Origin of the sequence: Leifsonia sp. AK011 (genome assembly GCF_013410945.1) — a bacterium.
Lineage (GTDB): Bacteria > Actinomycetota > Actinomycetes > Actinomycetales > Microbacteriaceae > Rhodoglobus.
This window is the reverse complement of sequence record NZ_JACCCH010000001.1, coordinates 639,884-665,170: the sequence shown is the minus strand read 5'-3', so window position 1 is coordinate 665,170 and position 25,287 is coordinate 639,884. Positions and strand designations below refer to the sequence as shown.

22 protein-coding genes are annotated in these 25,287 nt (G+C 67.3%); 7 read left to right on the top strand and 15 right to left on the bottom strand.

The genetic code is table 11. From position 1 onward, the window contains the following. Positions 1–4: 4 nt before the first annotated feature. From nhaA to HDC94_RS03260, 4 genes are read right to left on the bottom strand one after another with little or no spacing between them, the layout of a single operon-like run. A complete protein-coding gene (gene nhaA, locus HDC94_RS03275; RefSeq protein ID WP_179494825.1) occupies positions 5–1,855 on the bottom strand; it encodes a Na+/H+ antiporter NhaA in 1,851 nt (616 codons plus the stop codon). Beyond that, positions 1,852–2,589 carry an SDR family oxidoreductase gene (locus HDC94_RS03270; RefSeq protein ID WP_179494823.1) on the bottom strand — a complete coding sequence of 246 codons (738 nt, stop codon included), beginning with the start codon at positions 2,587–2,589 and terminating at the stop codon, positions 1,852–1,854. The genes nhaA and HDC94_RS03270 overlap by 4 nt, the downstream gene beginning before the upstream one ends. Then, positions 2,586–3,404 carry an SDR family NAD(P)-dependent oxidoreductase gene (locus HDC94_RS03265; protein ID WP_179494821.1) on the bottom strand — a complete coding sequence of 273 codons (819 nt, stop codon included), beginning with the start codon at positions 3,402–3,404 and terminating at the stop codon, positions 2,586–2,588. The genes HDC94_RS03270 and HDC94_RS03265 overlap by 4 nt, the downstream gene beginning before the upstream one ends. Then, on the bottom strand, positions 3,401–4,177 hold the full coding sequence (locus HDC94_RS03260; RefSeq protein ID WP_179494819.1) for an SDR family NAD(P)-dependent oxidoreductase: 777 nt from the start codon (positions 4,175–4,177) through the stop codon (positions 3,401–3,403). Before HDC94_RS03260 ends, HDC94_RS03265 begins: the two co-directional genes overlap by 4 nt. A gap of 113 nt (positions 4,178–4,290) precedes the next feature. Here HDC94_RS03260 and HDC94_RS03255 point away from each other — a divergent pair, with 113 nt between their 5' ends. After that, positions 4,291–5,181, top strand: a complete 891-nt coding sequence (locus HDC94_RS03255) for an AraC family transcriptional regulator (RefSeq protein ID WP_179494817.1) — start codon at positions 4,291–4,293, stop codon at positions 5,179–5,181. Between the two features lie 62 nt (positions 5,182–5,243). Continuing rightward, positions 5,244–6,674 (top strand): class I adenylate-forming enzyme family protein, encoded by a 1,431-nt coding sequence (locus HDC94_RS03250; RefSeq protein ID WP_179494815.1) that lies wholly within the window; start codon positions 5,244–5,246, stop codon positions 6,672–6,674. Positions 6,675–6,710: 36 nt separating this feature from the next. Here HDC94_RS03250 and HDC94_RS14750 read toward each other — a convergent pair whose 3' ends face one another. The 4 genes from HDC94_RS14750 to HDC94_RS03230 all read right to left on the bottom strand — a co-directional run bounded on the left by HDC94_RS14750 (position 6,711) and on the right by HDC94_RS03230 (position 12,630). After that, positions 6,711–7,853 (bottom strand): InlB B-repeat-containing protein, encoded by a 1,143-nt coding sequence (locus HDC94_RS14750; RefSeq protein ID WP_179494813.1) that lies wholly within the window; start codon positions 7,851–7,853, stop codon positions 6,711–6,713. A gap of 143 nt (positions 7,854–7,996) precedes the next feature. Beyond that, on the bottom strand, positions 7,997–10,837 hold the full coding sequence (locus HDC94_RS03240) for a cell wall-binding repeat-containing protein (RefSeq protein ID WP_179494811.1): 2,841 nt from the start codon (positions 10,835–10,837) through the stop codon (positions 7,997–7,999). 159 nt (positions 10,838–10,996) lie between these two features. After that, on the bottom strand, positions 10,997–11,665 hold the full coding sequence (locus tag HDC94_RS03235) for a nuclear transport factor 2 family protein (RefSeq protein ID WP_179494809.1): 669 nt from the start codon (positions 11,663–11,665) through the stop codon (positions 10,997–10,999). A gap of 29 nt (positions 11,666–11,694) precedes the next feature. Then, complete coding sequence (locus HDC94_RS03230; protein ID WP_308495614.1) at positions 11,695–12,630, bottom strand: NADP-dependent oxidoreductase; 936 nt, start codon at positions 12,628–12,630, stop codon at positions 11,695–11,697. 69 nt (positions 12,631–12,699) lie between these two features. Between HDC94_RS03230 and HDC94_RS03225 the strand changes: the two genes are divergently transcribed. Next, entirely contained in the window at positions 12,700–13,647 is a 948-nt protein-coding gene (locus tag HDC94_RS03225) for a GlxA family transcriptional regulator (RefSeq protein ID WP_179494807.1), read from the top strand. 6 nt (positions 13,648–13,653) lie between these two features. On the opposite strand, the gene HDC94_RS03220 is transcribed toward HDC94_RS03225, so the two are convergent. After that, a complete protein-coding gene (locus tag HDC94_RS03220; RefSeq protein WP_179494805.1) occupies positions 13,654–14,739 on the bottom strand; it encodes a HAMP domain-containing sensor histidine kinase in 1,086 nt (361 codons plus the stop codon). Further along, positions 14,732–15,400, bottom strand: coding sequence for a response regulator transcription factor (locus HDC94_RS03215; RefSeq protein WP_179494803.1), 669 nt, complete (start codon positions 15,398–15,400; stop codon positions 14,732–14,734). The genes HDC94_RS03220 and HDC94_RS03215 overlap by 8 nt, the downstream gene beginning before the upstream one ends. Before the next feature lie 87 nt (positions 15,401–15,487). Between HDC94_RS03215 and HDC94_RS03210 the strand changes: the two genes are divergently transcribed. After that, positions 15,488–16,117 (top strand): M15 family metallopeptidase, encoded by a 630-nt coding sequence (locus tag HDC94_RS03210; RefSeq protein ID WP_179494801.1) that lies wholly within the window; start codon positions 15,488–15,490, stop codon positions 16,115–16,117. 315 nt (positions 16,118–16,432) lie between these two features. Beyond that, positions 16,433–18,478, top strand: a complete 2,046-nt coding sequence (locus HDC94_RS03205; protein WP_179494799.1) for a hypothetical protein — start codon at positions 16,433–16,435, stop codon at positions 18,476–18,478. Positions 18,479–18,499: 21 nt separating this feature from the next. Here the strand turns inward: HDC94_RS03205 and HDC94_RS03200 are convergent, their stop codons facing one another. From HDC94_RS03200 to HDC94_RS03180, 5 genes are all read right to left on the bottom strand, one after another. Beyond that, positions 18,500–19,834, bottom strand: coding sequence for an MFS transporter (locus HDC94_RS03200; RefSeq protein WP_179498803.1), 1,335 nt, complete (start codon positions 19,832–19,834; stop codon positions 18,500–18,502). Positions 19,835–20,005: 171 nt separating this feature from the next. Further along, positions 20,006–20,935, bottom strand: a complete 930-nt coding sequence (locus tag HDC94_RS03195; protein WP_179494797.1) for an ion transporter — start codon at positions 20,933–20,935, stop codon at positions 20,006–20,008. Positions 20,936–20,991: 56 nt separating this feature from the next. After that, positions 20,992–22,257 (bottom strand): type II toxin-antitoxin system HipA family toxin, encoded by a 1,266-nt coding sequence (locus HDC94_RS03190; protein WP_179494795.1) that lies wholly within the window; start codon positions 22,255–22,257, stop codon positions 20,992–20,994. Further along, positions 22,250–22,471: a helix-turn-helix transcriptional regulator gene (locus HDC94_RS03185; protein ID WP_179494793.1), complete on the bottom strand. Its 222-nt coding sequence runs from the start codon at positions 22,469–22,471 to the stop codon at positions 22,250–22,252. The genes HDC94_RS03190 and HDC94_RS03185 overlap by 8 nt, the downstream gene beginning before the upstream one ends. 123 nt (positions 22,472–22,594) lie before the next feature. Continuing rightward, a complete protein-coding gene (locus HDC94_RS03180; RefSeq protein ID WP_179494791.1) occupies positions 22,595–23,077 on the bottom strand; it encodes a RimK/LysX family protein in 483 nt (160 codons plus the stop codon). 26 nt (positions 23,078–23,103) lie between these two features. Here HDC94_RS03180 and HDC94_RS03175 point away from each other — a divergent pair, with 26 nt between their 5' ends. Together HDC94_RS03175 and HDC94_RS03170 are read left to right on the top strand one after the other, a co-directional pair. Next, positions 23,104–24,294, top strand: a complete 1,191-nt coding sequence (locus HDC94_RS03175) for a RimK family alpha-L-glutamate ligase (protein WP_179494790.1) — start codon at positions 23,104–23,106, stop codon at positions 24,292–24,294. Positions 24,295–24,399: 105 nt separating this feature from the next. Next, positions 24,400–25,281, top strand: coding sequence for a DMT family transporter (locus tag HDC94_RS03170; RefSeq protein WP_179494789.1), 882 nt, complete (start codon positions 24,400–24,402; stop codon positions 25,279–25,281). Positions 25,282–25,287: the final 6 nt, after the last annotated feature.

Genomic DNA, 25,287 nt, shown 5'->3' with positions numbered 1-25,287 from the left:
CAGCCTAGGCGTGGCCGCCGACCCCACCACCCGCCAAAGGGCTCGATGGGGAGAGCTCAGGCCTGGGGATGCCAGCCGCCACCGCCGCGGTCAGGGTCGCTTCGTCGAACGGGCCCTCGTAGCGGACACCGCCGATGAAGAACGTCGGTGCCTGCTCGAGGCGCATGGCCGCGGCATCCGCGATGTCCTCCTCGAGACGTTCGCGACCGATTCCGCGACGACGATCCTCCTCGAATCGCCGCAGGTTGAGCCCCGCCCTGGCTGCGGCGCGGCGCATCTGGAGGTCCGACTCGATCGGTGCCTCTCGGATGAGTTCGTCGTGCAGCTCCCAGAACCGACCCTGCTCGCCCGCGGCCTCCGCGGCGAGCGCGACGTCTCGGCCCAACGGCTCGTCCAGGGGCAGGTGCCGGTAGGCGTACGCGATGTCCCGGCCGAAGCGCGCCTGCATGGCGCTGCGAACTTCAGCGGCGGTGGGCATGAACGGGCTCCCGTAGTTGCCGTACTGAACGACCGTCATCGCCGCGTGTGCCGGATCTCCGAGCACGTGATCGCGAGTCGGGTCGAGCGGTCGCACCAGGATCGTGCGATCTGGCGCGCCCCGACGCTCCCGCGAGGAGAGGAGTCCGAACGCCACCGACCCGAGCGCGGCGGCGATGACCGTGGCAGTCAGCACACCGATCTGTGCACGCTGAACGAGCAGCGGGTTGTCGAAGGCGAGCTCCGTGACGAACAGCGAGATCGTGAAGCCCATGCCGGCGAGCGTGCTCAGGGCGAGGATGTGACGCATGCCCAGGGCGCCACCGAGTGCCCCTGGCCTCACCCGTGTCACGATCCACGTCGATGCGGTGATCGCCACGATCTTGCCGACCACGAGACCCAGGATGACGGCCCAGGTGAGCTGGGAGGCGAACGCGTCCGCGAGGGAGTCCCCCGTGATGCGCACACCCGCGTTGGCGAGGGCGAAGACCGGGAGGATCATCCAGGTGACATAGGGGGCGAGCATCCGATGGGCTCGCTCGTTGACCGAGACCGCGCGCGAGAGTGACTCCTCTGCACTGCGAGCCGAGGTCGCGCTCGGCGAGATCTGGAAGGCACGGACGTGCTCTCGCGCCCGGCGAAGGTCGGCGAGCCGCGTCGGGAAGATGGGCAGCAGGAAGGCGATCGCGACCCCCGCGAGCGTGGCGTGCACCCCGGAGAGCAGGAACCCCACCCAGACCAGAACCGAGGGGATCAGGTACAGGATGCCGCGCCACACCCCCAGCCAGCGCATGACCCCGATCGCGATCAGCCCCAGGACAGCCAGGGCCAGAGGCAGCGGCGTGAAGTGGTCGGTGTACGCGAAGGCGATGACCCCGAGCGCTCCGACGTCGTCCGCGACCGCGAGCGTCACGAGGAAGACGCGGAGTTGCGGTGGCATCGCGCGACCGACGAGGGCGAGCATCCCGAGCACGAAGGCGGTGTCGGTCGAGACCACGATGCCCCACCCGCCGACGGCATCGCTCCCCCAGGTGAGCCCCGCGAAGAACAGGGCCGGAATGACGAGTCCCGCGAGCGCCGCGATGACCGGGACGCTTGCGCGTCTCCAGTCCCGCAACTCCCCGAGTTCGAGCTCACGCCGCACCTCGAGTGTCACGTGCGCGAAGAACACCGCCATGAGCGCGTCGTTGACCCAGTGGCGCAGGTCGAGGCTGAACGTGAACTCACCGAGTTCGAACCCCAGCGAGAGGTGCCAGAACTCGGAGTAGGTGTCGCCCGGCAGGTTGGCCCAGACGAGCGCGACCACGGTGGCGGCGATGAGCACGAGCGCCCCGCGCAGTGCCTCGGGGCTGCTGCGGATCCGCGCCAGCAGCGTCACGACCCTCCCCCCGTCGGGAGGAGTACGACCTCCGCGAGATTCGTCCCACGCGGAAGCTCGGCCGCCACTCGGACCACCGCGGCCATGGCCTCCGGCGTTACGGCCGACTCCGAGCGACCAAACCTTGGATCGGCGGCGGGGCTCTTCTCGGCGGCATCCGGCCTGCGGAAACCCGGGGCGATGAGGTGCACGCGCACACCCCGTGCGCCGTATTCCCCGCGGAGTGTCCTCGCGAGCTGGGACACCGCACTCGACACGGCGTTGAACACGGCGAACTGCGGTGCGTGGTCCTCCTGGCTCACCGGTCCGAACAGCACGAGGTCAGCGGTCCGCCCCGTCGATGCCCCCTCGAGGAGCGGGTCGGCCAGGATCTGCGTCGCGTGGAGCACGCCGCGCAGGTTGACGTCGATCATCTCGGCCCAGTCGGCGGGAACGCCATCCTCGAAAGCTGATCCCGTGATGACGCCGGCGAGCACCACCACGAGATCGATGTGGCCGAAGTGGTGGAGGGCCGCTGCTCGCGCATCGTCGAGATCGAGGGGGGACGTGACATCCGCGACGATGCTCAGCACGCGATCGCCCGCCGCAAGTTCCCTCCGCAACTCGGCCAGGCGTTCTGCGTCGCGCGCGATCATGGCGACGCTCGCGCCCGAGCCCAGAAGCTCCCGGCATACCGCCCGACCGATCCATCCCGTTGCTCCCAGCACGACCGCGACGCGGCCCTCCAGCGTCATGCTCGGCTCCGCGCCGCGAACGGTGCGAGCCGCTCCCAGTACAGCTCGGTGAGCGCCTCCCGGTTGGCCGAGTCGGTTACCTCTGCGCTCGGCGCGACGACGTGATCACCCTCGAGATACGAGCCCGATGCCACGTCAGCCGTCGCGGCGAAGAGAACATGCTCGGCACCGACCCTCGGCGGACCCCCAATACGCCCCATCATCGCCGAGCTGAGGGGCGTGTCGTTCAGCCCGGGGCAGAGCGCGACAACCGTCGTGGACGTGCCTCGCAGTTCTTCGGCAAGCAGCGTCGACCACGTGACCATGGCGAGTTTCGCCCTCGCGTAGGCGGCGACGGGTGTGTAGTCCAGAGCCAGATCGATGTCGTCGAAATGGAAGCGCTCAACGCGGTGCGCCGACGACCCGACATTCACGATCCGGGCGTGCTCCGTGAGCGACGGCACGAGCAGCCGAGTGAGGAGCGCAGCCGCAAGCGCGTTGACCTGCAGGGTGCGTTCGAACCCGTCGACCGTGACGATCCGCTCCGGAGCACCCGGCACGCCCGCGTCATTGATGAGCAGGTCGATTCCGTCGGGAGCGAGGGCACGGATGCCACCTGCCGCCTCGGTCACGGCATCCAGCCGGGTGAAATCGCACGAGACGTACTCCACCGCGGCCCCGCGTCCTCGCAGCTCAGCCACCAGTGCCGTGACGGAACCCTCGGGCTCCGGACCCTGCACGATCAGCCGGTCGCACCGAGTCACGAGAAGCCGAGCCGTCGCCTCGCCGATGCCGCTCGTGGCTCCCGTGAGAACGACGGTGCCCCAGCGGGTCACAGGGCGTACCCGCCGGAGACCTGAATGTCCTGGCCCGTGATCCACGCGGCGTCATCCGAGACGAGAAAGGCGATCACCGAGCCGATGTCCTGCGGCTCACCGAGACGCCCGAGCACGGTCTTCGCGACGAGCGGCGGGATCACCTCGGGGTACTTCTCGAAGGCGTCATCCCCCAACCGGGTCCGGGTCGGTCCCGGCGCGATCGTGTTCACGCGGATGCCGCGCTCCCCGAGTTCGCGCGCCATGAACCGGCTCGCCGTGATAAGTCCCGCCTTCATGCCCGCGTATCCCGAGTACCCCGGCTCGGTGTCCCCAGGCCGCACGGAGCTGCTCGACACGCTGAGGATCGATCCGCCGTCCTCGAGCATCGGCAGGAGGGTTTGCGCGAGGAAGTACGGGCCGCGGAACAGCACGCGGTAGTAGGCGTCGAACGCGTCCTCGGTCATCTCGGCGAAAGCCATACCCCCACCGAAGCCCGCATTGTTGACGAGCGCATGGATGCGGTCGACGCCCCAGGTGTTCTGGACGACCGCGGCGAGCGACTTGCGGAATTCGGGGAAGGTGGTCGTGTCGCTGACGTCGAGCTTCAGCGAACGCGCGCGCCCGCCGAGCTCCTCGATCATGGCAACGGTCTCGTCGGCGCCCTCCGGCCGTGAGTTGTAGGTGACGACGACTCCGGTGCCGCGACGGGCGATCTCGATGGCGGCGCTGCGGCCGATTCCTGCGGTGCCGCCCGTGACGACGGCGACGGTGGTTGTGGTGTGAGTTGTCATGTATCCAGACAACTCCGGCCGGTCCATCGGGCGTTAGGGCGTTCCCATCGAGCTCTTGCCCAATCCTGCTCACTTCGCCATGAACGTACTAGGGCCGTGCTTGGATGTGAACCATGGGACTTGCAGAACTCCGAACCCTCATCGAACGCGTCGCCGATGACGCAGAGGGCATCATCCCCACAGCCATCCCGGGCGTCGTCGTCTCGCGCATGACCAGTTCACGACCCGAGGACGAGCCGACGACGGGGACTCTCCTCGCGGTTGTCGCCCAGGGCACCAAGCGACTCTCGGTGGGCTCGAGCGTTCACGACTACGGTCCAGGCGACTACCTCGTGGCGTCGGTCGATCTTCCGGTGTCCGGCCAGTTCGCGGATGCCACACCCGAACATCCGGCATTCGGCTTCGGTCTCGACCTGCGCGCCGAAGTGGTTGCGGAGCTCATGCTCGGTCCTGCTGCGGCCGAGTTCGCCCGCAGCGGTCGGGGCGAGCCTGCACCGCCCGCAGTCGCCGTGGGGGTGGCATCCGCTCGGCTGCTGGATGCCACGTGCCGCATGCTGCTCCTGCTCGACGAGCCCCGCGACATCCCCGTACTCGCACCCCTCATCGAGCGGGAGATCCTCTGGCTCATCATGACGGGCAGCCAGGGCGCCACCGTGCGCCAACTCGGCCTCGCCGACAGCAGCCTGGCGCGCGTGCGCCACGTCGTTCGGCGGATGCGCGAGAACTTCTCCGAACCCGTACGCGTCGATGAGCTCGCCCAGCAGGCCAGCATGAGCACGTCAGCCTTCCACCGGGCCTTCCACGCGGTCACCGCGATGAGTCCGATCCAGTACCAGAAGAACATCCGCCTGCAGGAGGCCCGCTTGCGCTTGCTCGCCGACCCGACCGACATCGCCGGGGTCGCGTTCGCGGTCGGCTACGAGAGTCCATCGCAGTTCAGCCGCGAGTACCGCAGGCAGTTCGGGGCGCCGCCGAGCCAGGACGTGCTGGCCCTGCGCGGGTAGGCGCACCACCGACACTGGGCGGCGACCCTGAGTATCCAACGCCCCCCACTACCCTGAACACAATGTCCGCACCGAACCCCTTCCTCTACCTGCAGAAGAACGCCGACGAGAACCCGCGCGGCGTCTTCCTGTACACGCCGACACAGACGATCACGAACGCGGACGCCGTCGTCCACGCGAAGAAGATCGCCTACGAGTTGCGGCGCCTCGGGGTGAAGCCCGGCGACATCGTCGCGCTCGACCTGCCCGACCAGCTGAGCATCATGTTCACGGAGGCGGTCTACCACGAGGGTGGCATCAGCACGGTCATCCCGGATGACGCGACCATCGACCCGCGCGTGCCCGTGACGTGGCTGTTCACCAACCGCGGCACCACTCCGCCGAGCACGGCGCAGGCTGTGCAGGTCGACGCCCGCTTCCTGCAGCAGGTCGACGAGAATCCCTACGGCATCCGACCCAGCGAGGAGCCCATCGAGACCCTCCGCATCGTGTTCTCGAGCGGTACCACGGGCACTCCCAAGGCGATCGCGCTCGGCCGGCGAATGGAGATGCTCATGGATGCCGCGCTCCCCCGGTGGTTCCAGGGCAGCCCGTATCTCTCCCTCATGGACACCGGCACCGTCGCGGGTATCGGCGAGTTCTTCCTCAGCGTGAAGGGCGGGCAGCCCTTCCTGAGCGCCGGCGGGGCATCCCCGACGGTCCTGATCGACATGATCGACAAGCACCAGGTGAAGACACTCAAGGGCTCGCCCGCGCAGGCGGTGGCGATCATCGACGCACTCGAGGCTCAAGGGCGCACCCTGCCGAGCGTGCAGATGGCGATGCTCGCCGGCACGGTGATGCCTCCAGCCGCCACCGAGCGGGCGCGACGCGCCTTCGAGGGATGCCTCGTGCTCACGAGCTACGGATCGACCGAGGCCGGCGGCGCGACCACCCGCGCCTACGAGTCCGACGACCCCTTCGACGTCGGCCACGTGGACCAGGGGTCGATCGTCGAGGTCGTGGACGACGACGGCAGCCCCGTGCCCACGGGAACGGTCGGCGCGATCCGCCACCGCAGCCCCGGCATGGCCGAGGGCTACCTCGGCAACCCGGAGGCCTCAGCTGAGGTGTTCCGGGACGGCTGGTTCTACCCGGGCGACCGCGGCTACTTCCGCGAGGACGGCGGGCTCACACTCGCGGGCCGCGACTCGGAGGTGCTCAACGCCGGTGGCGTGAAGTTCGACCCGAACGTGCTCGACCACGCCGCGCAGGAGCACCCCGGAGTCCTGGATGCCGCGAGCTTCGCCTTCACGTCGGCTTCCGGCCTGCTCCAGGTGGGCATCGCCCTCGTGACCACGGATGACGCGGATGCCCCGGCCCTCGTCGAGCGGCTCAAGGCGCAGTTCGGACCCGCCGCTCCCACCCTCGTCGCGCGCGTGGACGAGATCCCGCGCGGACGCACGGGCAAGCCGCTGCGTCGCGAACTCGCGGAACGCTACGGCGCCGTGTGACCGACGCCGCCCGGATGCCCGGGCGGGCGAGGTGCGCTAGGCCTGGCGACGGCGACGCGAGGCGGCGATGAAGAGCCCAGCGCCCGCTACGAGTGCAGCGAGGCCGATCGGCAGGGCCGCGGCATCCGCGGTCGAGCCGGTCGCGGCAAGGGCTGCCGTCCACTTCGCGTAGTACGTGGTCGACGCGCTGAGCGGCGCCGTGAAGTCAGCGGGAACCGTGAGCGCGGCATCGGCGAACCAGCCATCGAAGCTGTAGCCGGACGCCTTGGGGTCGGCGGGCTTCACCGGAGCGGTCCCCGCGATCACCGTCTGCGATGCGGGGGCGACGCCATGGCCCTTCACGTCGAACGTCAGGGCGACCGTTGCACCATTCCAGCGGGCGATCACAACACCATCGGCACCAGCGCGAAGCTCAGCGCTCTGGGTGGTCGTGAGACCACCTCCGCCACCGCCGCTGTTGGCAACCGGCGCGAAGAGTCCCGTGCCGAGCGCATCGACAGGCCCGCCGGCTCCACAGCCGGGGATGCCCTGCACGGTCGCCGATCCTGCAGCACCGCCGCCGCCGAAGCAGCGGTCGTCGGCAGCGAAGAGGGAACCATCGACGGAAGCGACGAGATCGCCGACGACCACGCCATCGCCGCCGTTCTCAGCGTCGGCGTTTCCGCCAGCTCCGCCACCGCCGGCGAGCGTGCCGCTCGACCCGGAGAACTCGCCGTCTCCGCTCGCGCCACCCGCGTTGCTGCTCTCAGAAGTGACGGCGTCGTCGCCGTTCACGGCCGTCGCGGACGTGGTGCCGTCGTCGGCGCTCGTGTCAGCGCCACCCGCGGCACCTACCGTGACATCGATGGGATCGGCGGAGCCACTGAAGTCGACGTACGTGACCTGGCCGCCCCCGCCCGCTGCGGCGTATCCGTTCGTGTTCGGTGCAGTCTGGTCGGCACCCGATCCGCCTGCGCCCACGAGGAGCATCTCGAGCTGGGTCGCCGAGGCGGGAGCAGTGAAGCTCGTCGTGCCCGAGGTGAAGCTCAGCTCGCAGACACCCGGTGCGATAAGCGTGCCCTCACCGCAGGCATCAGTATCGGCTGCGCTCGCGGGAGCCACTCCGAACATGAGCGTGGAGGCGCCAGCGGTGGCGGCCGCGGCGAAAATAGTGGCGGACTTGCGGGCGGCGAGCTTCATGGCGTCTCCAAGGTAGGCGTGCGGTGCCTGGCGCGAGTCGATCAGCTACTGCCGCATCGAAACTCCAGCGCGAGAGTTCTGATGATTATGGCAGACCGAGGGCGGATGGGGGACCCCACCCGCCCTCGGTACTTGCTAGAGATCTAGCCGCAGGACTTCAGGTTCTGGGCGTCCACCGACACGGAATCCGTGCCGCCCAGGACCGTGGCGGTCTGCACGTCGAGTGTGTCGAGTGCATCGAGCGCGCTCTGCGGCACGCACTGCGGTCGAACGATGAAGAGCGGGATGCCCTCCACCCCGGCGATCGCGGAGGCCGCGAGCGCATCCGGGAAGTTCAGCCCCGTCGAGATGAACACCTGGTCGGCGCTCTCGAACGCGTCGAGGTTGATCGCCACTGCCGTCTCGAACCGGTCGATCCCCGAGAGACGAACGGCGGGAGCGATGTCGTTCAGGTCGTCGAACAGCGCGTCGGTGACCGTGAGGTTCGAGCCAGTCACCTTGAGGGATTCGACACCCAGGCCCTCGAGGAGCTCGGTGGTCGCGGCATCCAGCGCCGTCGCGTTGCCGGGCACGAGCACAACGGGTGCGTCCTGTGCGCCCGCGGCGGCACCCGCGGCGAGCGCGTCGGGGAACGTCTGGCCGGTCGCGACGTACGCGAGCGATGCGGTGCCGAAGACGTCCTCGGCGATCATCCGGGATGTCTCGTACCGATCGACCCCCGCATAGCGCGTCATGTTCGGCGCACCCACCATGGCCTCCAGCGACGCGAAGACGTCGGCGGACACGGATGGCTCGCCACCGACGACCACGATCCGCTCCGGGTCGAGGCGCTCGAGCTCGGCGGCCACCGCCGCGGGAATCTCGTTCTGCCGCACCAGCAGTAGTGGTGCGCCCTCGTGCGCGGCGGCGGGACCAGCGGACAGCGCGTCGGGGTAGGTCTGCCCCGTCGCGATGTACACAACGTCCGCGGTGTCGTACGCCTGCGAGAGCTCGACGGCCGTCGCGTAGCGATCCTCGCCCTCGACCCTGTCGATCTTCTCGTCGAGCGAGGTGATCGGCAGCTCCACCGGGACGCTGGTCTCGGTACCGGGCACGGTGATCGTGAGCGGCAGGGTGCCCGTGGCATCCGCCGGGATCTCGACGGTGACGACCGCGCGGCCGACCTCGTCGGTGGTGTCGACGATCGCCGGGTCGATGGTCGCCGTGCCGAGCTGCTGAGCTCCAGCGCTCACCACGACGCTGCCCGTACGCGGCCCGTCCTTGCTGAACAGCAGCGACGAGAGCGTGAGGGTGACCTCGTCGCCGGGGTTGTAGCCGAAGGCTCCCGGGGACGACACCTGAACGCCGACGGCGCGCTGCGCGTAGTCGGGGGCCGCCGTCGGGAACTCCTCAAAGTACTCGACCATGCTCGCGAGGTCGACCTTGCCGGAGTCCGCGCTGTTGGCGCCGAGCGCGAAGGCCCCGAAGTTGTCGCCACCGGAGGCCAGGAACGAGTTCACCGTGACCTTGTAGCTCGCGGTCGGGTCGAGGGGTGCGCCATCCAGCCAGATGCCCGTGATGCGGCTGCCCGCAGCACCGATCGGGTTGTAAGTGTACGTAAGCCCCTCCGAGATGCCGAGCTTGAGGAACGGGCGGCTCGCGCCGCTCGGCTGCCACTGCTGCTCGAGTGCCTGGCGGATCTGGTCGCCCGTCAGGTCCTTCGTGACGAGGGTGTTGGCGAAGGACTGCACGGCAGCCGCCTCGGCGTAGGTGACCACACCCGTACCGTCACCCGGGGTGTTGGGGTTCACGGCGTACTTGAGGTCGGCGCGAAGACCGCCCGGGTTCATGAAGGCGATCTGCGAGCCGGCGGACTCCGTCGCCCAGAGCTGCACGTCGGCGACGAAGTTGCCGAGCGTGGACTCCGCGCCACGGTTCTCGGTTCCTGCTGCCTGGACGCCGCGGTTGAAGTCGGCGGTGATGTCTCCGAGCTTCACCGAACCGCGCTCGACAGCCACCGCGACGGCGTCCGACACGATCTCAGCCACCTCGGCGTTCGGCGGGTACGCGCCGAACAGGTTCTTGATCTCGGCGACCATCGACACGAGCTCACCCGTCGCAGGGTCGATCTGGATCGTGGTGTGGCTGAACTTCTCGCCGTACTGGCCAGAGGAGAGCACAGGGCGCGTCCTGTCGGTGCCGGGGATCGGAACGTTGTGGTTGTACGCGAGGTGGGTGTGGCCCGAGATGATCGCGTCGACGTTGGCGTTGGCGCCGGTCACGATCCGGCCGAACGGAGAGTCGTCGGTGGCGCTGGAGATGTTGGTGGTGGCCGCACCCTCATGAACGAGGAGCACCACAACATCCGCTTCACCGTTGGCGGGGTTGCCGTCGCTGAGCTGGTCCGCGACGCGGTTGACGGCGGGGACCACGGGACCGACATCGATGGATGCGATGCCCGCTGGGCTCACGAGGCTCGGCAGCTCCTCCGTCACCGCGCCGACGAACCCGACGGACACATCGCCGAACTCCTGCACGTAGTACTCCTTGAACGCGGGCGTCGTCGTGCCCTTGTTGTAGAGGTTCGCTGCGAGGTAGTCCCAGTCTGCGAGCGGTTCGATGCGATCGACGACGTCGTCGACTCCGTGATCGAACTCATGGTTACCGAAAGAACTGGTGTCGAGGCCCATCACGTTCAGCGCCTCGATGGTCGGGACATCCTGCTGGATGAAAGAGGTGAAGGTCGAGGCGCCGATGAGGTCGCCCGCCCCGACGAAGAGGGTGTTCGGGTTTGCAGCGCGATACGAGTCGACCATCCCCGCGAGCACCGCGGCACCCGCGATAGGGGAACTCGCCTCGAGACGACCGTGGAAGTCGTTGATGCTGAGCAGATCGATGGTGACCGGGTCGGCGGCGTGCGCTGGCGCGGTGCCGACTCCGGTGAGAGCGAGCGCGAGGACGGCCGCTGCGGCGATCCTCTTCGTGAATGGATGGGGGGATCGCATGTGTTTCTCCCTGCAGAGTAGCCGTGCGTCGGGTGTGCCCCCTTTGGGGGCCACCTTCGAGCGTAGGCAGGGGGTGCGACAGAAGTCGAGGGCCCAGTCGGACTATTCACGAAGCCGTAACGGGGCGTTCGAGCGGGCGCCCCGTCACGACCGTCCCGTCTAGAAGACGCCGTTCCCGTGGGGCAACTGGGCAGGAACTGCCGCAACGAGGCTCCAGCGCTCGACGGCCCGGTCGCCCTCCACCCGCCACAGGTCGTTGAGGATCGCCGCGGCATCGCCCGCTGTTCCCTCGGAACGCGTGAAGACGAAGTCCCCCTCCGCGATCACTTGTCGCACCGTGCCCACCACGTACGGGCCAGCTGCTGCGAGCGCCGGGGCGTGGTCAACGGCTGCGGACCGGGTGCCCGCGGAGAGCAGGCCCAGCACGACTTCGCGATTGTGATCGGCGGGTCCCTGTGAGGGCTCGGTAGGACCATCCACGGCGGCCCGCTCGTCCGGGCTCGTCGAGGGGGCGAGCGCGTCCCAGTGTTCGACGATGCGACCGTCCTGCACTCGCCACACGTCGAAACCGACGACGGGGCCGGGACCGTATCCGAAGTACAGTCCGTGGGTCACAACGAGGTCGCCGTCCGACACCGCACGCACCAGTTCGTAGCGGAATCCCGGCGGCAGCTGGGCGAGCAGGTCTCGGACGCCCTCGAGCCCGTCTACACCCAGCGCCGAGTGTTGCACATACACGGGGCCGAAGTAGTCGTCGATCGCGCTCGCATCCTTCTGGCCGAAGAGTCGACCGACCGCGGTGACGACCGTCTGCTTGGGAGTGGTCATTGTTGTTCCTTTCGTGGAGTCGTCGGCGCTCAGTCGAGCGTCAGCACGACCTTGCCGGGGGCGTGCTTGGTGGCGTGGGCCCGCGCCGCCTCGGGGAGGGGGTAGGTGGCCGCGACCGTTGGTCGAAGAGCCCCGGATGCCGCGAGCCCTGCCAGCGCTGTCATCCCGACACGGTCAGACTCGACGAACAGCCCGGCGATGCGGATCCCCGACTCCCGGGCGCTGGGGACGGCGGGCGCGAGACTCTGGGGCAGCGTCGAGACGAGGATGCCCCCGGGCCGAAGCACGCGCAGGGCCTTGAGCGGGTAGTCGGCGCCGACCACGTCAAGTACGACGTCCAGATCGGACAGCACCTCGGCGAAGTCGACCGCCCGGTAGTCGAGCACCTCGTCCGCACCGAGGGCGCGGACCGCGTCCACATTCGACCCCGAGGTGAGGGCCACGACGCGCGCGGCGAGGTGTGATGCGATCTGCACGGCGAGATGCCCGACCCCGCCAGCTGCCCCCGTGATCAGCACGCGATCGCCCGCAGCGAGGTGCGCGGTCTCGGCGAGTGCCTGCCACGCCGTGAGCCCCGCGAGCGGAAGAGCAGCCGCCTGGACATGCGTGAGCGCCGCAGGCTTGGGCACGAACGCCCGTGCGGGTCCGACGGCGAACTCCGCATACGCACCTCCGCCCCGGGGGAACGGCAGGAGCCCGAAGACCTCGTCGCCCGGGCTGTGGACGGTGACACCCGGTCCAACGGCGGCGATCACGCCCGAGACATCCCACCCCAGAACGAAGGGAGGCGGCCCACTGAAGATGCCGGTACGACGGTTCATCGCATCAGCGGGGTTGACACCCGCCGCGTGAACCCGGATGAGGACCTCGCCGATCCCGGGCTCTGGGCGATCGATGCGGGAGACATGCAGAACGTCGGCTTCGCCGAGCGCATCCTGGGTGATGGCGTTCATTGTTTCTGGCACCGTTTCACGCTAGAAGTCCGGCGGAGGCGAGCCAATGACTGGAATGTCACCTTTCGATACAATTGCGCCATGACTGGTACCGGCCCTCACCGCGTCGTCGTGCTCGCGCAGGAGGGCGCCTACCCCTTCGAACTCGGCATCCCCTCGCGCATTTTCGGAGCCGCAGATGGGGCATACGATGTGCAGCTCTGCACTCCCACCGGCCGGGCGATCACCACCAACGCCGGCTTCGACGTGGTGCCGAACGTGTCTCCCGAGGTCCTGCGCACAGCCGACACTGTGATCGTCGCGCCCGTCGACCCCCGGTTCCTGCGGCGTGAGCTTTCCGCCGAGATGGCTGCGGCGCTGGAGCTTGTGCCAGATGATGCCCGGCTGGTGTCCATTTGCACCGGAAGCTTCACCCTCGCGGCGGCAGGCCTCCTCGTAGGACGAAGGGCCTCCACTCACTGGCAGTGCACCCCGATTTTCCGCGACTGGTACCCCGACATCGAGCTCGATGAGAACGTGCTCTTCACGGGAGACGGATCCGTCGTGACCTCAGCGGGTGCGGCATCCGGAATCGACCTGTGCCTGCACCTCATCCGGGAGGATCACGGCGTGGAGATGGCCACGCGTGCCGCCCGCCGCTGCGTCGTCGCGCCCTATCGCGGTGGCGGCCAGGCTCAGTTCATCGAGCGACCAATCCCGGACGCCCCCGACCTGTCCACGTCGACGACGCGGGAGTGGGCGCTCGAGCGGCTCGACGACGACCTGACGATCGCGCGACTCGCACATCACGCGCACATGAGCGAGCGGACCTTCGTGCGACGCTTCCGCGCCGACACGGGTCTCGCCGTGCGGGAGTGGCTGACGCAACAGCGCCTGGGTGCGGCCCGCAGGCTGTTGGAGACGACTGACCTCGGAGTCGATGCCATCGCGGCGGAGGTGGGGTACGCGACCGGAACCTCGCTGAGGCGTCACCTCGCGTCGCACCTCGGTGTGTCCCCGAGCACCTACCGGCGAGCACATCGCTCGTAGCGAGCCCTAGGTGATCGGCAGGCCCACCACCACAACCAGCCCGCCGCCCGCGCGCGGCGTGAGGTCGATCGTGCCGCGGTGTGCACGCACGATGGATGCCGCGATCGCAAGCCCCAGGCCCGCTCCGGTTGCTCGCTCCCCCGCGGCTCGCACACGCCCAGCCCCGCGCACGAACGGCTCGGTGAGCACCGCAACCGCGGACGGATCGATCACCACCCCCGAGTTCTCGACGCGCAGGTAGGCGAGCCCAGCACCGGTCGAGGTCGACACCCGCACCTCGCCGCCCTCGACGTTGTGAACGAGGGCGTTGCGCACAAGGTTGGAGACGAGTTGGGAGAGGAGCGCGGCATCCCCGCGAACCCGCGCGGGGTCGCAGCGGACCGTGACGTCGAGCTCCCTGAGCTCCGCGTCCTCGCGCATCTCGTCGACCGCGACCTCGGTGAGAGCGGCGAGATCGACGTCCTTCGTCTCGCGCGTGCCGTTGTCAGCACTTGCGAGGTCGAGGAGAGCTTCGGTCAGGGCGATGGAACGCTCGTTCATCGCGGCAATGCGAGCGAGAAGGGTGTCGACATCCCGGTTCTCGTCCGCCTGGGCCACTTCGATCATCGTGCGTGTGACCGCCAATGGCGTGCGGAGCTCGTGCGACGCGTTGGCGGCGAAACGTCGGTACTCGTCGACGGAGGCCTGCACCCTGTCCAGCATGCCGTCGAAGGTGTCGGCGAGGTCGGTCAGCTCGTTGGAGGCGCCCGGCATTCGGATGCGATGGCTCAGGTCCCCGTCGCTCACGTGTCGCGCCGCATCCGTGATCCTCGTGAGGGGCGTGAGCACCTGCCCTGCGAGAACCCAGCCGCCGACCAGACCCACCACGGCGAGGCCGACGAGACCCCACGCTGCGTAGCGGAGGTAGACCTCGAGGAGGTCTGACCGGTCGGGAACGAAGTCGCCGTTGAGGTCGTAGATGTAGCCCTCGGGAACGAAACGCAGCAGAAGCAGGCCGGCCACGAACATCACCAGTCCGGCCGCGACCACGAAGCCGGCATAGCTCAGGGCAAGCCGTGTGCGGATAGACAGCCCCTGCTGCCGCTCACTCATCGGTGCCACCGATCCGGTAGCCGACTCCTGCGACGGTCTGGATGAGCCACGGTTCGCCGAGGCGCTTGCGCAGGGAGGAGATCGTGATGCGCACCGCGTTCGTGAAGGGGTCCGCATTCTCGTCCCACGCGCGCTCCAACAGGTCCTCCGCGCTGACCACGCCGCCCTCGGCGAGCATCAGCTCCTGGAGCACCGCGAACTGCTTGCGCGTCACCGCCACGTAGCGACCGTCGCGGAACACCTCACGCCGGAACGGGTCCAGCCGCAATCCGGCCGCCTCCATCACCGGAGGCCGACCCGTGTGCCGACGCCGCTCAAGGGCGCGGAGCCGCAGCACGAGTTCCCGCATCGCGAACGGCTTCGTGAGGTAGTCGTCGGCCCCGCTCTGGAACCCGGACTCCAGGTCGTCGAGCCGGTCCGCCGCGGTGAGCATCAGGATGCGCGGGCCTCCCGTCGTTGCGGAAAGCTCCCGAGCGATCGCATCACCGTCCGGGCCCGGGATGTCGCGGTCGAGAACCACCACGTCGTACTCGTTGATCGACAGCAGTTCCAGCGCGGCATCCCCGTCGTGCGCGAGGTCGGAGGCGATCGCCTCAAGCCGAAGGCCGTCTCGAACGGCCTCGGCGAGGAACACCTCGTCCTCGACGATCAGCACCCGCATGGCTCCACGATAAGTCGGGGCGAGTATCGCGGGCGTATGAGATTTGGGATACGTCACGGCAACACCCGGTCGCGTGGGATCGGATGCATGCAGAGAAGAAGCACCTTCCAGAAGACCCGAGCCCGGCACAGCCCCGGCGGAATCGCGCTCGTGGCGATCGTGTCAGCGCTCGCCATCGTCGCGGTGGCGTGCGGGGTTCTCGCCTACCTCTCACTACCGAAATCAGACGCGGTCACCCTCCCACCGATCGGCGAAGCGCCTGTCGGGCTCGTGGGAGAGGATGACGGCGTCATCCCCGAGATGTCCGGGTTCACCGTCGACACTGACGTACAGGCGATCGCGAAGCTGGATCCGGAGCTGCGCGCGGCCCTCGCAGCGGCCACCGCCGCAGCAGCCGAAGACGACCAACCGATCTACATCAACAGCGGCTGGCGCAGCACTCGGTACCAACAGCAGCTCTTCGACGAAGCCGTCGTCACCTACGAGAGCGAGGAGATCGCCCGGCAGTTCGTGGCGCCGCCCGACCTCTCGGCGCACACACGTGGTCAGGCCGTGGACATCGAACCGCTCGATGCCCAGCTCTGGCTCCAGGAGCACGGCTACGAGTTCGGCCTCTGCCAGATCTTCGCCAACGAGCGCTGGCACTACGAGTTGGCGACCACCCCCGGCGGTACCTGTCCGGACATGCTGACGGATGCCTCAGAGCTCGGCGATTGAGCCAGGGGCCGCAAATCGCGCTTATCGAAGAGACTTCGATTTCCTCCATGCAGGGAAACCGAAAGTGACTGGCTACGGACTACGACCTCTAGGACCGACGTTCTCGATGGCATCATCTCCGGCGTCACCGAATCGGTCGGGGCCGCGTTCTGCCCGCAAGTCCAACAGAACGAATTCGCCAAGAGCGCTAGCGGTCTACCGGCCCAGCTGGCCGCAGGAGGATGTCAGCGAGGCCCCAATCTGGACCACGTCCCATGTAGTGAGCCCGGGTCATCTTGTGCGATGCTTTACTGCAAATACCCGAGGCGGACATCGATGACCCGAGAGAATGATGTTTTTGTGGAGGTTCTGCCGGACTCGGCAGTTCCAGACTTTCTAGAGCTGTGCAGGCTGCGATCCATGCGGCCCGATACTTTTCCGAGCAAGGAGCGGCTGACCCGGCTTTTGGCGTCGCCCGGCGCTATACTCCTCGGCTTTCGACGTCGCGGCCGATCGGAACTCGTGGGGGCAGCTGTGGTCTACCTCCTGAACGGCGCCGCATCAAGGTCGTTTGCCAATGGCGAATGGCTGGACGCTCGCTTCGTCGAAGTGCAACATCTCACCAGCACAGCCGCTACTAGCGCCTACATCTCGAACATCGTTTCGCGCGACGGGCACGGCAGTGACGTCGCCTCCCGCTTCGCCCAATGGATGGGCGATCGCAACTATCCAATGATCTACGCCCGACCGGCGACCCAAGCGGGTCGCCGGCTCGCGAGACGTTTTGACTTCAAGCCTGTGGGCGAGGGCCACGGAGTCTGGAGCCGTCCTCCCGACCCAGACAAGCTCGAAAAGCGAGTGCAGTCGTCTAGCAAACAACGTCTTGGACAATACGATCGACACTCTGCTGGCACGGCGCGAGTGTCTCGTGTGCTGAACTTCTTGGTTTTGATCCTTGCAGTGCCCCTGATGGTCGGGACACCGCTCCTCGTGTGGATCGCAGCACCAGCGTTGTTCGCTCAGTACGGATCCCACGTATCCCAGCTGGGAGCGCCGATCGCAGGTACCGCTGCGACTCTCGGCGGTTTAGCTTCCACCCTCTTCTTCTTAACTGCCCAGTTGAGAGTCACGGGATTCAGGCAATACGGAATGACCGCCATTTACAGAGCGCGCGCGTACGCCCCGCTCCTCATACTCACCGCTTCTACTATCGGTCTCAGCTTATGGTCGCTGATACTCAACACGCGGGGGGAGACCCAAGCTTGGGCGATCGCTCTGTCCATGATGGCTCTCACTTCGCATGCGCTCCTCGTCACGATCATCTTGTCGCTAAGCCTTCGTCTTGTGACCAACATGGACCCAGTTAGTCTCGCGCGACACTTCGCGCTTTCGATTAGGGGCTCGGACGGTAGCGAGTGGGGGGTAGTGCGGGTTTCGCCTTCGTCCAGCGAAACTGGCTACAAGGTTTCCATCAACCCCAACCGCACAAACTTCGGACTCCGTGACCCGCTCATGCCGATCCATGAACTAATACTCGAGGCAGAATCGCAACGCTACGGGCAAATTCTGAGCGTCATGGCTGAGCGCATCACGCGCATCTATCGTCTCAGGTGGACCATGCAATTCCCTGACGCAGAGGCATGGAGTCTGCTGCCCTCAATCGGCTGGTCGGGACGAATCCATCACACGTTCTGGCGGCGGAAGGAGGAGGCATTCTTGCCGATGCAAGATCGGCTTCAACTAGTACTACTTATACTTCACTACTTCAGGCGAGTACATCAGAACACCAATCTGAAGGCGAAGCTGGACACGCGCAGACAGGCCGCTCAGTTCGTGTTGGCTCGGCTCGCAGCCGTCTTGGTTCTGGGGAATCAACCAGGCCGCTTTGGAAGGTACCTTGCTCGTGTTCGCGAGCTGAATGCACGAGAGACCTCGTTTTGCGACCGGGTCGCTCTGCGAATGACGCGCAAATCAGTTGCTAGCGCGGAGAGACGCCGTCGGGAAGTAGCTCATGTGGTCACTCACTGCATCGACGCAATCCTCGGCATCAGCGTGGATTACGCACATCCGGCCAGTGAGGAAGCCAGTTGGCCGCACGGATATGGTGAGGGGTTGCGCGGCCTCATTGCCACGGTGAAGCTGTTGCACAATGCCGGATATGACACGCAGGCAGAGCATGGTGCTCGAGCCTTGGCGTGGATTAGAGCCCAGGCGCACAGTCCGCTTCTCGAGTCGAGAATCCAAGACCTTGCGATCACTTTCGCCGCCTATCCCACGCTCCAAGAGATCTTCAATGGGGGAGCTTCCGCTCAACCCCCGTTCTCGCCAACCAACCCGTGGACCCATATCGGAGCCCGAGCAATGAGCTCCTCGCAGGCCTGACTTGGGTCGGCGTCGACTGGGCTATGCCTCGTAAACCTGCGGCGATTCCTCGGGCATCACCGATTCGGTCTGACCCGCGTACTGGGCCGAGATGCGTCGGTACGACTTGGTCAGGAAGGCGAGCGCTGCGGCGAGCACCATCACGAGCCCTGCGATGAGGAACACGAGAGCAATGCCGCGGGCCTCGCCCTCACCCAGCAGCCAGCCGAAGGTGGAGCGCCCGGCATCCGTGTCCATGAACGGGATGATGATGAACTCGGCGATCGGGGCGATGAGGAAGGCCGTGATGGGCGCGGCCGCCGACTCGAACGCCTGCGCGAACCCGAACACGCGCCCCTGGGTCGCGAACGGAACGACCTTCTGGATGACCGTCTGCTCCGCCGCCTCGACCGCCGGGATGATCGCCATGTAGACGAAGATGCCCGCGGCGTACAGCCACCAGAACTCGCGGATCGTGAAGGTCGCACCGAGCAGGCCCATGAGGATCACGAGCAGCAGCATCGTCTTGATGGGATTCGTGCCGAGGCCGAACTTGGCGATGAACAGGCCACCCACGATGAAGCCGGTGGATGTCACGCCCAGCACGATGCCCCACAGCTCCACCGGGAACAGCTCGAGGCCGTAGGGGTCCATGAGCGCCATGTACACGCCACCGATGAAGTTGTTGAACGTCGAGAAGATGATGAGGGCGAACAGGCCGGTCGCGGCGCGGACAGCGGTGATGCTGCCGCGGAGGTCGATGAACGGCGCGCGCTCGGAGACCTCCGGCTGCTCCTCCGGGATGCGCAGGAAGAGCAGGTGCACCAGGGCCACCGCGGTGAGGGCGATCGCGATGAGGAGGGTCCAGCCCATCCCGAGCAGTCCGATCGAGAGGCCGCTGAACACGCTCGTGACCATGAAGGCGACACCCTGCACCGTGCCGACGAGTCCGTTCGCGTTGGCGCGGCGGTCCTCCTTCACGAGGAGGGTGACCGTGGTGGAGAGCGCGATGTTGCGCATGTTCTCGACCACGGCACCGAAGAGAATGATGCCAGCGAAGAGCCAGAACATCGGGCTGCCGAGACTGAGCAGGGTACTCTCCGGGAAGAGTAGGTAGATAACGCCGGCCACCGCGAACGCCGCGAGCGTGACGGTGCCGGCGAACAGCATGACGGCGTGCTTGCGGTGCCGGTCGACAATCGTGCCGAAGACCATGGAGAAGATCGCGACGAGCAGCATGTACGCGCCGCCGATGATGCCCGTGGCGAGCACGGAGCGGGTCTCGAGGTAGACCCAGAACGTCAGCGCGAACCAGAGGTAGCTCGTGGTGATGTTGGCGAGCGCGGTGTTGACGAGGATCTGCGCGAAGGTGCGCATGCCGTCGGCTGGCGGCTCATGAGTCGAGGGCGCCGACGCGCCAGCTTCGGCAGTGACGTCGCCGGAGGGGGAAGTCATAATTCCTCCACTTTATGTGGACAGCGTTTACATGTCGAGTGCGAAGTTCGACCTGTGGAGAAGCTACCCGCGACCACCGTCACTCGAGCCGCGTCATCCCGTCGCGAGGCGATCGAGCTCCTCACGAATGCGTCGCAGGTGGTCAGGCGAGACCTTGTAGCCGGCCTCCAGCTCGGCGAGCCTCGTACGCAGTGCCTCGAGTTCCTCCTCGTGGGGGCTGACGGATGCCGCCCCGCTCCCCGGCGCAGGATTCTTCGCGACCTCCTCCCGAGCCTGGTCCATGGCGTTGAGCACGATGCCGATCAGCACATTGAGCACCGTGAACACGATGAAGAACATGTACGAGAGGAAGTAGAGGAGCGCGAACGGCGTGATGTCGAGGCCGCTGAGAAACGCGTCGGGAAAGTTCTCGAGCGTGAGCATCACCGTGAGCGTGAGAAAGGCGGTGCCCAGGTTGCCCCACCGATCCGGGTCGGCCGCACCGAAGAGGTACACACCGGCCATCGCGTAGATGAACATGAGGAACCCGATGAGCACCGCGAGGTTGGCGAGCGGCGCCACCGACTTGACCATCGAGAGCATGAGGATGCGCGCCTCAGGCAGGAAGCGGAAGATCCGCAGGATGCGCATGAGGCGCACGAGACGGAAGACCACGGTGCCGTTGCTGAGGAACGGGATCAGCAGCACCACGAGGAAGTCGAACACGTTCCACGGGTTGCAGAAGAACATCCACGGCTTCGTCCCATAGGAGATGATGCGCAGCAGCAACTCGATCGAGTAGAAGATGATCGCGAAGAGGTCGATGGCCTGGGCGACCGCGACGACGGAGGGCGCGACATCCTGGAACGTCAGGATGCCCAGCGAGACCGCGTTGGCGATGATGACGGCAATAACGACGATCTCAAATGCGTTGCCGTACATGAGCTTCGCGAGCCACTGGATGCGGTACGCGGGGAGCGTCACCTCGGTGTCGCTGAAGAGGCCGGGACGAGCGGTAGTTCGGGAATCTTCCTCAGAGGTCATGACGAGACAGTAGCGGGATGCCGCGCATCCCAGCCGAACGATCCGCCGTCGCCACGTCAGCTCCCAAGGTGCTCCAGTGTGAGGAGAGGCACGGCGGAGGGGATTCGCGCGGGCCGACCATCGAGGAGGTTCTGCGCCTGCCCCCTCACGTAGCCCGGCACGTGAGCGGCGATGGACGCGTGAGCCTCGAGGCTTCTGGTCGCGGCGATGATGGCCTCGAGCGTCTCGTCGACGATGGGTCGAGCATCCGCCAGCCCCCATCCCGCGGCCTCCTCCACGAGGTCGTCGCGCGTGACGTCGGGCAGTTGGCTGACCCCGTTCACGCGCATGGCGAGCGTCTGCGTGCCGTCGTAGGCCAGGGCGAGGGGGGCGGCGTCGTAGTACGGCGCCAGTTCGGTAGAGCCGTCGTCCGCGTGCAACAGCGAGAAATTCTTGGCATGGGCGTCCGTGTTCCCGCCGGCGACGGTGAGCACCGTGTATCGCAGGAGCTTCTCGGCGTCGGGTCGGCCCGGCGAGAACACGGTGCGCCCGGTGTCGAGAAGGCCCGCGACGGACACGAGGGATGCCCGGCTGTCGTTCTGCTCGAACTTCTCGCTACCACCCCACGGGAGGCCGAGTGCCTGCCCCGTGTCCTCCTGGTGGAGTCGCACGATGTCGTCCCCCTGCTGCCTCCGGTCGTAGCGCTCCACGACGAGCACAAAACGATCGCCGATCCTCTCCGTCCACGACTCGTACGTGACGAGGCCCAGCTCCCGGCCGATCGCAAGCAGGTAGGCCTCGCCCTCCACCGCTGACCGGTGCTCGGTGAGCACAGGCTTGAGGATGTGCGTCGAAGCGATGGAACCGTTCCCGCGCCACCATGATCCGTCGCGACGGGTGAGCGTGAGCTTGCGCTGGAAGCCCGGGAGAGCAGTACCGCCCCCGCCCACGAGGAAACCGGACGCCGTGTCGAGCAGGAGGCTGACCTCGCGCTCCGAAAGGCGGTCCGGCTCGGTGGCATCCCGGGGTCGACCGATCCGCAGGGCGCCAGCGAGGTCCGCGCCGACGTGCTCGAGAAGCCCGACGAGATCGTCGCTCGCGACCTTCGCCTCCTTGGCAAGACGGTCGAGGTGCATTCCTTCGGGGAGCAGGGCACCGAAGAAGGACTCGGCCTGGCCGCGGTTGGTAGTACCAACCAGGAGGGATCGGCTGAGTACCGCGGAGTTCAGTCCCCAGCGTCGCTCGGCGGCATCTGACCAACGGAAATCGGCTCCGCCCCGACCGCGCACGAGCTCACCGATCACCGTGCCGTAGAGGGAGACCTCGAGCGACTCCTCAGGCATCCGGCGCTTCCGCGGTGAGCGTGATGCCGAGGAGCGCGAGCAGCTCGAAGTACCGGTCGTCCGCCATCTTGGGTTTGCCCGCTTCGAGCTCGTAGATATAGCGCTGCGATGTGCCAAGCCGATCCGCGAGTTCACGCTGGCTCAGCCCGTGGGATTCGCGGAGTCGTTTGACCAGTCGGCCGAGGTCGGGCGGCGTTCTCACGACTGCTCTCATGGCGCCCCCCGAAACCCGCATTGACTACGTTCGAGTAGTCAGTCTACGCCGACTACTCGGAGGTAGTCAACCACCCTACGACTACCCCACGGTAGTCATCGAGCTGTGACTACGGTGAAGTAGTCACCCCACGCGACCGCGGTTACGTCGCCGCGTCGCCTTGGGCGCCCGCCCACCGAGGAACGACTGACCGGATGCCACGACGAAGCCGCGCCGCAGTGCTTCACGCCCGATGAGCATCCGAAACCCCATCTGGTCGCGGTTGCTCAGGGTGACCTCGGCCTCGACCGTACGACCCACGAGCACCACCTTCATCATCACAACGAGTCGCTCCTGGACGTGACCGGACGAGCTGCGCACCCTGCGCCTGTCGTGCACCGGGCACTCGACGACGACCTCGTCCTCCGTGGACTCCTGCCAGGGTCGAACTGTGAAGCGCACCCAGTCGATTCCGTCACGCTCGAAGACCGTTTTGTTGAACGCGTGGAGCGACGACGTGCGCGCCCCGGTGTCGAGTTTCGCCTTGACCCAGGGGATGCCGACATCCGGCAATTGCACCCATTCCCGCCACCCCGCGAGGGTGTTTGAATGGGGTGTCTTACTCACCGCACCATCTTGACAGGACACCTCCCATGAAACTCGCGATCCTGTCGCGCGCGCCGCGCTCGTACTCGACCCAGCGACTGCGCGCCGCCGCCGAGCAGCGCGGCCACGACGTCCGGGTGCTGAACACCCTGCGCTTCGCGATCGACCTCTCCGGCCCCGATCCCGACCTGCAGTACCGCGGCAACCCGCTGAGCGACTACGACGCGATCCTGCCCCGCATCGGCGCCTCGATCACCTACTTCGGCACGGCCGTCGTGCGCCAGTTCGAGCAGATGGACGTCTACACGCCCAACACCTCCAACGGCATCTCGAACGCGCGGGACAAGCTGCGGGCGACGCAGATCCTGTCCCGCCACAACATCGCCATGCCTGCGACCGCGTTCGTGCGCAACCGTGCGGATGTCAGGCCCGCGATCGAGCGCGTCGGCGGCGCGCCCGTCGTCATCAAGTTGCTCGAGGGCACCCAGGGCATCGGCGTGATCCTGGCCCCGGAGGTGAAGGTCGCGGAAGCCATCATCGAGACACTGCACTCCACCAACCAGAATGTGCTGATCCAGCGGTTCGTGAGTGAGAGCAGGGGGCGTGACATCCGCGCGCTCGTCGTCGGTGACCGGGTTGTCGCGGCGATGCGACGCACAGCGAACGGCGACGAGTTCCGGTCGAACGTGCATCGCGGCGGCTCGGTGGAGGCCGTCGCGCTCGCGCCGGAGTTCGAGGCCGCTGCCGTGCGCTCGGCCCAGATCATGGGCCTCCGGGTCGCGGGCGTCGACATGCTGGAGGGCTCCGACGGGCCGCTGGTCATGGAGGTCAACTCCTCCCCCGGCCTCGGCGGCATCGAGGCGGCGACCCAGCTGGATGTCGCGGGTGCGATCGTCGACTACATCGCGAACCAGGTGGCGTTCCCCGAGATCGATGTGCGCCAGCGACTCAGCGTGTCCACGGGCTACGGCGTCGCGGAGCTCCTCGTGCACAACAACGGCGACTTCGTCGGGCAGACCCTTGGCGAATCGGGGCTGTGGGAGCGCGACATCACGGTGTTGACCGTGCACCGCGGGGCATCCGTCATCCCGAACCCGCGCAAGAACGTCGTGCTCGAGGCCGGTGACCGCCTGCTGTGCTTCGGCAAGCTCGAGGAGATGCGCTCGATGATCCCCGAGCGCCGACGCCGACGCGCGAAGGTGCGCAAGCTGCCGGCGGAGGCCATGCCCGCAGAGTGACGCGCCTCAACCCCCGCGAAAAGCCACCTACCGAGCGTTCGTGGCGGGTTTTGTCGCGGTAAGTGGCTTCTCGCGGGGGTTGAGCGGGCGATAGCGTGAGTGTCCATGCTCACCGTCATCGTCGGACTCACCTCCGCGCTCGTCTACGGCGCGGCCGACTTCCTCGGTGGGCTCGCGGCGAAGCGCCTCAGCGCGATCACGGTCACGGCGATCGTCGCACTGTCCGGGCTTGTGGTGGTTGTCGTGGTCGGCCTGCCCATCGTGGGCGGCGTGTGGTCCCCGGAGGCCGTGCTGCTGGGGGCGCTGTCGGGTGTGGCGGGGGCCGTGGCGATCGGCCTGCTGTACGCGTGCCTCGCGATCGGGCCGATGAGCATCCTCTCCCCGCTCACCGCCGTCGTGAGTGCGATCGTTCCGCTGACGATCGGGCTGCTCGGCGGCGAACGCCTCGGAACCCTCGGCTACATCGCACTCGGCCTCGCGCTGGTGGCGATCGTGCTCGTCGGGTTCACGCCCCCCGGCAGGGGCGAACTCGTGCGCAACGCCGTCAAGCCGAGCCTCACCGGCGTGCTCATGGCCGTCGGGTCGGGCACGGCGATCGGCATCTTCCTCATCATCATCGACGAGACCCCGGATGACTCGGGCATAGTGCCCCTCGTCGCCAATCGCGCCACGAACTCGGCCATCATGTTCACGCTGGTGGGAGTCCTCGCCCTTATCGCGTCGCGCCGTGGCAAGCCTCGCGGCAGCGTCGTACCCACCGCACTCTGGCTCGCGATCGCGGGAGGCGTGCTCGATGCCGCGGCGAACACCGGCCTGCTCTTCGGGGTGCGGTTGGGCGAGCTCTCGGTGATCGCGGTGCTGACCGCCCTGTACCCGGCTGGCACGATCATCCTCGCGGCTATCGTGCTCAAGGAGCGCATCGCGGTGCTGCAGTACGTGGGCCTGGTGCTCGCGATCGTGGCGGGAGCGATGCTCGCGCTCGCCTGAGCCCCG

Coding starts and splice junctions, on each gene's coding strand:
- HDC94_RS03235 (WP_179494809.1), bottom strand. CDS start 11,665: ATGACCACTCCCAAGCAGACGGTCGTCACCGCGGTCGGTCGACTCTTC.
- HDC94_RS03220 (WP_179494805.1), bottom strand. CDS start 14,739: ATGAGTGAGCGGCAGCAGGGGCTGTCTATCCGCACACGGCTTGCCCTG.
- HDC94_RS03175 (WP_179494790.1), top strand. CDS start 23,104: ATGAAACTCGCGATCCTGTCGCGCGCGCCGCGCTCGTACTCGACCCAG.
- HDC94_RS03195 (WP_179494797.1), bottom strand. CDS start 20,935: ATGACCTCTGAGGAAGATTCCCGAACTACCGCTCGTCCCGGCCTCTTC.
- HDC94_RS03200 (WP_179498803.1), bottom strand. CDS start 19,834: ATGCGCACCTTCGCGCAGATCCTCGTCAACACCGCGCTCGCCAACATC.
- HDC94_RS03255 (WP_179494817.1), top strand. CDS start 4,291: ATGGGACTTGCAGAACTCCGAACCCTCATCGAACGCGTCGCCGATGAC.
- HDC94_RS03215 (WP_179494803.1), bottom strand. CDS start 15,400: ATGCGGGTGCTGATCGTCGAGGACGAGGTGTTCCTCGCCGAGGCCGTT.
- HDC94_RS03170 (WP_179494789.1), top strand. CDS start 24,400: ATGCTCACCGTCATCGTCGGACTCACCTCCGCGCTCGTCTACGGCGCG.
- HDC94_RS03185 (WP_179494793.1), bottom strand. CDS start 22,471: ATGAGAGCAGTCGTGAGAACGCCGCCCGACCTCGGCCGACTGGTCAAA.
- HDC94_RS03270 (WP_179494823.1), bottom strand. CDS start 2,589: ATGACGCTGGAGGGCCGCGTCGCGGTCGTGCTGGGAGCAACGGGATGG.
- HDC94_RS03240 (WP_179494811.1), bottom strand. CDS start 10,837: ATGCGATCCCCCCATCCATTCACGAAGAGGATCGCCGCAGCGGCCGTC.
- HDC94_RS03250 (WP_179494815.1), top strand. CDS start 5,244: ATGTCCGCACCGAACCCCTTCCTCTACCTGCAGAAGAACGCCGACGAG.
- HDC94_RS14750 (WP_179494813.1), bottom strand. CDS start 7,853: ATGAAGCTCGCCGCCCGCAAGTCCGCCACTATTTTCGCCGCGGCCGCC.
- HDC94_RS03205 (WP_179494799.1), top strand. CDS start 16,433: ATGACCCGAGAGAATGATGTTTTTGTGGAGGTTCTGCCGGACTCGGCA.
- HDC94_RS03260 (WP_179494819.1), bottom strand. CDS start 4,177: ATGACAACTCACACCACAACCACCGTCGCCGTCGTCACGGGCGGCACC.
- HDC94_RS03190 (WP_179494795.1), bottom strand. CDS start 22,257: ATGCCTGAGGAGTCGCTCGAGGTCTCCCTCTACGGCACGGTGATCGGT.
- HDC94_RS03210 (WP_179494801.1), top strand. CDS start 15,488: ATGCAGAGAAGAAGCACCTTCCAGAAGACCCGAGCCCGGCACAGCCCC.
- HDC94_RS03225 (WP_179494807.1), top strand. CDS start 12,700: ATGACTGGTACCGGCCCTCACCGCGTCGTCGTGCTCGCGCAGGAGGGC.